The sequence below is a fragment of the Hydrogenophaga sp. genome, assembly GCF_035481345.1.
Classification (GTDB): domain Bacteria; phylum Pseudomonadota; class Gammaproteobacteria; order Burkholderiales; family Burkholderiaceae_C; genus Hydrogenophaga.
Genome location: NZ_DATIGV010000089.1, coordinates 1 through 6,541 on the forward strand (window position 1 = coordinate 1; position 6,541 = coordinate 6,541).

The following is a 6,541-nucleotide window of genomic DNA, read 5'->3' on the forward strand; positions in this document are numbered from 1 at the left end:
GGTCTCGTGGCCGTCGATGGCGAAGACCGTGCCGCAGCGGCGCGGGTTGACCGAGTAGTAGCACCAGGCGGGCTTGCCGGGCAGGCGGCTCAGCAGGTCCTTGGCGCGGATGTAGGTGGACTGCACGCGCTGGATCACGGCCGTGCCCTCGAACTGCGTGCCGATGGCCTTGCGCACGCCCGAGGAGCCGCCATCGCAGCCCACCAGGAAGCGCGCGCGCACGCGGCGCGTGGTGCCGCTGTCCAGATCGACAAGCGTGGCGCTGACGCCCGCCTCGTCCTGCTCGAAGCCTTCCACGCGCGTGCGGTTGAGCAGCGTCACGTTGGCCAGCGACGCCGCGTGCTCCAGCAGGATCGGTTCGAGGTAGATCTGGTTGATGCGGTGCGGCGGTTCCGCCGTGGGCCACCAGGTGTCGGGCCCGCCGTTGTCGGTGAAGCGCTCCAGCCGGTTGGGAATGGGGATGCGCGTGAGCTCGATACCCGTCATCGCGGTGCGGAACACCACGTCGTTGGGGTGCGTGTCGGGCAGGCCCGCGCGGCGCAGCGTGTCGGCCACGCCGAGCTGTCGGAAGCGCTCCATGGTGCGCGAGGCCACGTGGTTGCACTTCACGCTGGGCGGCTCCTTGTAGGCGCGCAGCTCGGCGATGGTGACGCGCACGCCGCGCCCGGCGAGGTCCATGGCGAGCGTCAGGCCCACGGGGCCGGCGCCCACGATGAGCACGTCGCAGGTGCTGGTGTCGGTTCGTTCTGGCATGGGAGAAGCGGGGTTCATTCGAGTTTGATGCCGGCGGTGCGGATCACCTTGGCCCACTTGGTGGTCTCGGACTTGATGTAGTCGCCGAAGGCCTTGGGCGTGGAGGGCGCGGGCTCCACGCCCAGGCCGCGGATGGTGGCCTGCGTGCCGGGGTCGTTGAGCGCATCGGCCAGGGCCGCGTTGAACTTGGTGACGATGGCGTCGGGCGTGGCGGCCGGCGCGACGATGCCGAACCAGCCCACCGACTCGTAGCCCGCCAGGCCGGCCTCAGCCACGGTGGGCACGTCGGGCAGGGCGGGCACGCGCTTGTCGCTGGTGACGGAGAAGGCCTGCAACTTGCCCGCGCGGATGTGTGGCAGCGCGGCGGGCAGGTCGGTCACGGCCAGCGGAATCTGGCCGGCCAGCGCGTCCACGGCGGCCGGGCCGGAGCCGCGGTAGGCCACCTGCACGATCTTCGTGCCCGCCATCTGGTCGAACAGCGAGGCCGTGAGGTGCATGGCCGTGCCGTTGCCGCCGTGGCCCAGGGTGAGCTTGCTCGGGTCGCGCTTGGCCAGGGCGATGAGTTCGGCCTGCGTGCGCACGCCCACCGAGGGGTGGCCCACGAAGACGAAGGGAATGACCGCGACCAGCGACACCGGTTTGAAGTCCTTGATCGGGTCGTAGGGCATCTGCGGGTAGAGGCTCACGTTGGCCGAGAGCGCGCCCGCCGCGCCCAGGCCCACGGTGTGGCCGTCGGGCTCGGCCTTGGCGACGGCGGTCAGGCCGATGTTGCCGCCCGCGCCGGGCCGGTTCTCGATCACCAGCGGCTGGCCCAGCTTCTCGCTCACGCGCGGGGCGATGGCGCGCACGATGGCGTCGGCGCTGCCGCCGGGCGGGAAGGTGACGATCACGCGGATGGGCTTGGTGGGCCAGGCGGCGTCCTGGGCCAGGGCGGGGCTGGCGAGCGCGAGCAGCGCGGCGCCGCCGAGGGCCGCGCACAGCGCGCGCCGCAGGGTGGTGAACTTCATGGGCTTGTCTCCTGGTTCTGGGGGTGGATATCCGGCCGCCATTCAACCCGCTCCGTATTCATGCGTAAAGCGAAACTTATCGAACGATTTATCATTTCAACTCATGAATACCGAGAGCCGCTTCATCCCCAGCATGCGCCAGTTGCGCGCGTTCGCGGCCGTGTACCACCTGCGCAAGGTGAGCGCGGCGGCCGAGCAGTTGTCGGTCACGCAGTCGGCGGTGAGCCTGTCGCTGCGGCAACTGGAAGACGGCCTGGGCGCGCGCCTGTTCGACCGCACCACACGCACCTTGCAGCCCACGCAGGCCGCGCACGAGGCCATCGTGCTGGCCGAGCGCATCCTGCGCGACGCCGAGGCCTTGGGCGCGGGCACGCTGGAGCTGTCGCAGTTGCGGCGCGGGCGCGTGAGCGTGGCGGTCACGCCCACATTGGCCGAACTGCTGTTGCCGGCGGCGGTGGTGCGTTTTCGCGAGCGGTACCCGGGCATCCACGTCGACATCAACGACTGCGCACCCGACCAGTTCGTGGCGCGCGTGGTGGGCGAGCAGGTGGACTTCGGCATCGGCGTGCCGGAACAGGCGGGCGCCGACGTGGACACCGACACGCTGGTGCGCGACCACCTGGCCGTGGTGTGCCCGGCGGGGCATGCGCTGGCCGGGCGCGCGCGACTGCGCTGGGCGGACCTGGACGGCCACCCGGTCATCACCGTGCGTCCGGGCTACGGCGTGCGGCCCCTGATCGACGCGAGCGCGGCGCGCGCGGGCGTGCGGCTGCGCGTGGTGCACGAGGTGACCTTCCTGTCCACCGCGCTGTGGATGACGCGGGCGGGCATGGCCATCGCGATCATGCCAGCGGCCTACGCGCGCGCGGCGCGGCCCGAGGAATTGGTGGTGTTGCCGCTGACCGGCCCGAGGGTCTCGCGCGACATCTGCATCGTCACCAAGCGAGGGCGGACGCTGTCGATCTCGGGGCAGGCGCTGGTGAAGGAGATCCGGGCGGCGTTGAAGGGGTAGCGGGCTTCACTCGCCTGCCCATCTCACCGCTCCCGCACGCGCCGGCCGTTCTGCACCCGCTGGCCGTCGGACACGCCGCTGCCGGGGTACAGCACCACGCGATCGCCGGGCTGCACGCCGCCGGTGGCAACGGACGTTTCGGTGCCGCGCGGCCCCAGGGTGATGGCGCGTTCGCGGGCGCGGCCATCGCCGTCCACGACGAACACCTGCCAGCCCTCACCCGCGCGCACCAGCGCCGCATTGGGCACCAGCAGCGCATCGGCCTGGGCGAGTGTGACGATGCGCGCCTCCACGCGGTAGCCCTCGCCCAGTGGCAGCGCATCCGGCCAGGGAGCGGCCGGGGCCACGTGCACGTTCACGCGCTGCTCCTCGATGCCCAGCGCCGACACCTTGGTGAACGCCACCGGCTCCACGCGCGTGACGCGCCCCGGCAAGCCCGGCAGGCCGCTGCCCGCCTGAAGCGTCACCAACGCGCCCACCGGCACGCGCGCCGCGTCGCCGGACAGCAGGTCCACGATCGCCTCCAGCCGCGTGGTGTCGCCCAGGTCCAGCAAGGCCTGACCCGCACTCACCGGCCCCGCGCTGTCGCGGTGCACCGCAATCACGCGGCCCGCGATCGGGCTGCGCAAGGTCCACAGACCTTCTTCCGACCCCGCGCCGCCATCGGCGCGCGCCAGCGCCGCGCGCGCCTCGTTCAGGCCATAGGCCGCCACGCGCTGCTCGGCCTGCGCGCCGGCCAGGGCCTGGCGGGCGGCCGTCAGGTTGAGCTGCGCCTGCTCGCGCGCCGAGGGCGCCACGAACTGCGCGCGCGCCAGCTCCTCGGTGCGGCGCGCGTCCAGCTCGGCCTGCGCCAGCGCCGCCTGCGCCCGCGTGGCCTGAGCCTGCGCCGCCGCCAACGCCGCTTCGGCACTGCCCACGCGCTGGCGCAGCACCCCGCGGGTGCGGCTGTCGATCATCGACGGCGCCGTGGGGCGCAGCACCGCCAGCGGCTCGCCCTCGGCCACGGTGTCGCCCACCTTCAGGCCGGGGCGCAGCAACTCGCCGGCCGTGGGCGCCGCCACGGTGTAGCGCTGCAGCAGCCGCAAGACCCCGTCTTCCTCGATGGCCTGCTCGAAGGCGCCGCGCTGCAGCGTGGCCGTCTCCACCGGCAAGGCCGCCGGCCGCAAGGCCCAGGCGAGAAGGGCCGCGATGGCCAGCACGGCAGCGCCAGCGATCAGCCAGACGCGCCGCCGGTGTTTGGGTTTGTCGTTGTTCATTCGCGTACCTTCAGAACGGCCACCAGATCGAGCCGGTCGATGTGGCGGCGCACCAGCAGGGCACTGGCCGCGCCCGCGGCCAGCACGATGAGCGCCGCCCACGCGTAGGTGGACGTCGCGATGATCACGGGGAAGTCGATGTTGTCCGAGGACATCAGGTGCATCAGCAGCCCGGCCAGCGCGCGCCCGGCCAGCAGGCCCAGTGGCAGCGCCAGCAGCAACTCCACAGCGAGTTGGCCCAGCAGCAGCACCGATACCTCGGCGCGCGTCATGCCCAGCACGCGCAGGCTGGCCAGGTCCCAGGCGCGTTCGGACAGCGCGATGCGCGCGGCGTTGTAGGTGATGCCCACCGCCATGGCCACGGCGAACAGCGTGAGGATGGCGCTGAAGGCGCCCATGTTGTGCTGCGTGCGCTCGTCGAAGGTCTGCTGTACCGAGCGCTTGTCGAACACCGCGCGCACGGCGGGCGCAGCCTTCACGGCGGCCCAGAAGGCCGGCCGCGCGCCCGGCTCCACCTGCAGCACCGCGTCGGACAGGCCCTGGCCGTCGCGCGCCAGGCGCTGCAGCGTGCCCAGCCGCATGAAGGCCTGCTGCCCCATCAATGTGTGCACCACGCCGGCCACGGGCAGGTCGACCCTGCGGCGGTGGCCGGTGCGAAACACCAACGTCACGGTATCGCCCGCGCGCGCGTCCAGTGCGTGCGCCAGCAGTTGCGACAGCACGATGCCCTCGTCGGGCAGTTCCACCACGCCGAGCGGGTCGTCCACCACACGCTGCAGCCGCGCGCCGGCCTGCAGGCCGCTCAGGCCGGCGTCCTTCCAGCGCGCGCCGTGGTGCAGGCGCACGGATTCGCTGCGGTAGCCCTCGGCCTGCAGCACGCCGGGCAGGCGGCGCAGTTCGGACAGTACCGTGGCGTTGGCCGGCGGCTCGAAGTGCAGCACCACGTCGCCGGGCTGCACCTGGCGGAACTGCACGTCCACGATGTGGGCGATGGCGTCGAGCCAGAACGCCCCCGAGATCTGCAAGGCCATGGCCATCGCCACGCCGCCGACGGTGAAGGCGGTCCGCCAGGGGCGGTGCTCCACGTCGCGCAACACCAGCAGCAGCGCCGCTCGCACGCGCCGACCCGCCAGGCGTTCCAGCAAGGTGCGCCGATAGTGCGGCGGCGCGGGCGGCAGCATGGCCTGCGCTGGGCGCAGCCTCACCACGGCGCGAATGGATGTCCAGGTGCCCAGCGCGGCGGCCAGCAGGGTGAACACGGCCGACACACCCACCACCGCCGGCGTGGTGCGGTAGGCCAGGGCGTCGAAGCGGAACACCGGCTCGTACAGGCCCAGCATGAGCCGGCCGATGACGGCGCTGAGCGCAAGCCCGCCGAGCACGCCAAGCCCGGCCACCACCAGCGCGAACTGCAGGTAGTGCCAGCCGATCGCCGCGTCCTCGTAGCCCAGCGCCTTGAGCGCGGCGATCTGCGGGCGCTGGGTGGCCACCTGGCGCGCGAGCACGCCGTTGAGGATGAACATCGCCACCGCGAGGAAGATCGCCGGCAGCACCGTGCCCATCACGCGCAACTGGTCGAGCTCGTCGTCCACCACGCGGGCCGAGAGCTGGTCGGCGCGCGCCACCGCGCCCAGCGAGCCGTAGGGCTCCAGCAGGCGGTCCAGCGCAGCGATGACCGCGTCCGCGGAGGCACCGGCCTCCAGCCGCAGCGAGGCCTGGTTGAACGCGCCTTGCAGGTCCAGGAGCTCGCTCAGTCGCCGCGCGTCGGTCCACCAGATGCCGAAGCTGCGTTCATCGGGCGCGGCGCCGCCCGAGGCGAACACGTACTCGGGCGAAATCGCCAGGCCGACCACATGCACCGTCTGCAGGCGCCCGTTGAGCACGGCCTGCGCGCGGTCGCCGGGCTGGAGGCCGCGCGCCTTGGCGAAGGCCTCGCTCGCCAGTGCCTCCAACGTGGCGCCGGCCTCGGGCCAGCGGCCTTCGCGCAGGCGCAGGGCGTTGAGGCCTTGCTGGCCGCGCTGCACGCGCGCCAGGTCCAGGGCCACGAAGCGGCCCGTCACGGGTGGACCGGGGTCGCCCAGGTCCACGCGCGCGTCGAAGGCCAGGCCGGTCTTCACCTCGGCCACGCCCGGGATGTCGGCCATGCGCTCGCGCAGGGCCAGCGGCGCACGCTTGAGGGTGACGAACACATCGGCCAGGCGGTGGCCGGTGTAGAAGTGGTCGCGCGCGGCCAGCAGCGAAGCGTGCACCGAAAACAATCCCACGAAGCCGCCCACCCCGATGGCCACCACCATGGCGATGGTGAGCACCTGCGCGCGCAGGCGCCACAGGTCGCGGCCGAGCTTGATGTGGATCGCGCGCATGCCCCGGGTCCTCACCAGCTCAGCGTTGCCGCCGGAGCCTTGTTCGGGTTGGCCTGTGCCGAGGCGATGCGCCCGTCGGCCAGGCGCAGCACACGATCGGCCATCTGCGCGATCGGCGCGTTGTGCGTGATGACCACCGTGGTGGTGCCC

The 6,541-nt window shown here is 72.6% G+C and carries 5 protein-coding genes; 1 reads left to right on the plus strand and 4 read right to left on the minus strand.

Going from position 1 to position 6,541, the window contains the following annotated elements; genetic code table 11:
• Together VLG41_RS09590 and VLG41_RS09595 are read right to left on the minus strand one after the other, a co-directional pair.
• The coding region (locus VLG41_RS09590; RefSeq protein WP_325349167.1) for an FAD-dependent monooxygenase at positions 1–753 on the minus strand (753 nt) is incomplete at its 3' end.
• 14 nt (positions 754–767) lie between these two features.
• Entirely contained in the window at positions 768–1,760 is a 993-nt protein-coding gene (locus VLG41_RS09595) for a tripartite tricarboxylate transporter substrate binding protein (RefSeq protein WP_325349168.1), read from the minus strand.
• Between the two features lie 103 nt (positions 1,761–1,863).
• Between VLG41_RS09595 and VLG41_RS09600 the strand changes: the two genes are divergently transcribed.
• Positions 1,864–2,772, plus strand: a complete 909-nt coding sequence (locus VLG41_RS09600) for a LysR family transcriptional regulator (protein WP_325349169.1) — start codon at positions 1,864–1,866, stop codon at positions 2,770–2,772.
• A gap of 23 nt (positions 2,773–2,795) precedes the next feature.
• On the opposite strand, the gene VLG41_RS09605 is transcribed toward VLG41_RS09600, so the two are convergent.
• Positions 2,796–4,028 carry an efflux RND transporter periplasmic adaptor subunit gene (locus tag VLG41_RS09605; RefSeq protein WP_325349170.1) on the minus strand — a complete coding sequence of 411 codons (1,233 nt, stop codon included), beginning with the start codon at positions 4,026–4,028 and terminating at the stop codon, positions 2,796–2,798.
• Entirely contained in the window at positions 4,025–6,391 is a 2,367-nt protein-coding gene (locus VLG41_RS09610; protein ID WP_325349171.1) for an ABC transporter permease, read from the minus strand. Before VLG41_RS09610 ends, VLG41_RS09605 begins: the two co-directional genes overlap by 4 nt.
• Between the last annotated feature and the right edge of the window lie 150 nt (positions 6,392–6,541).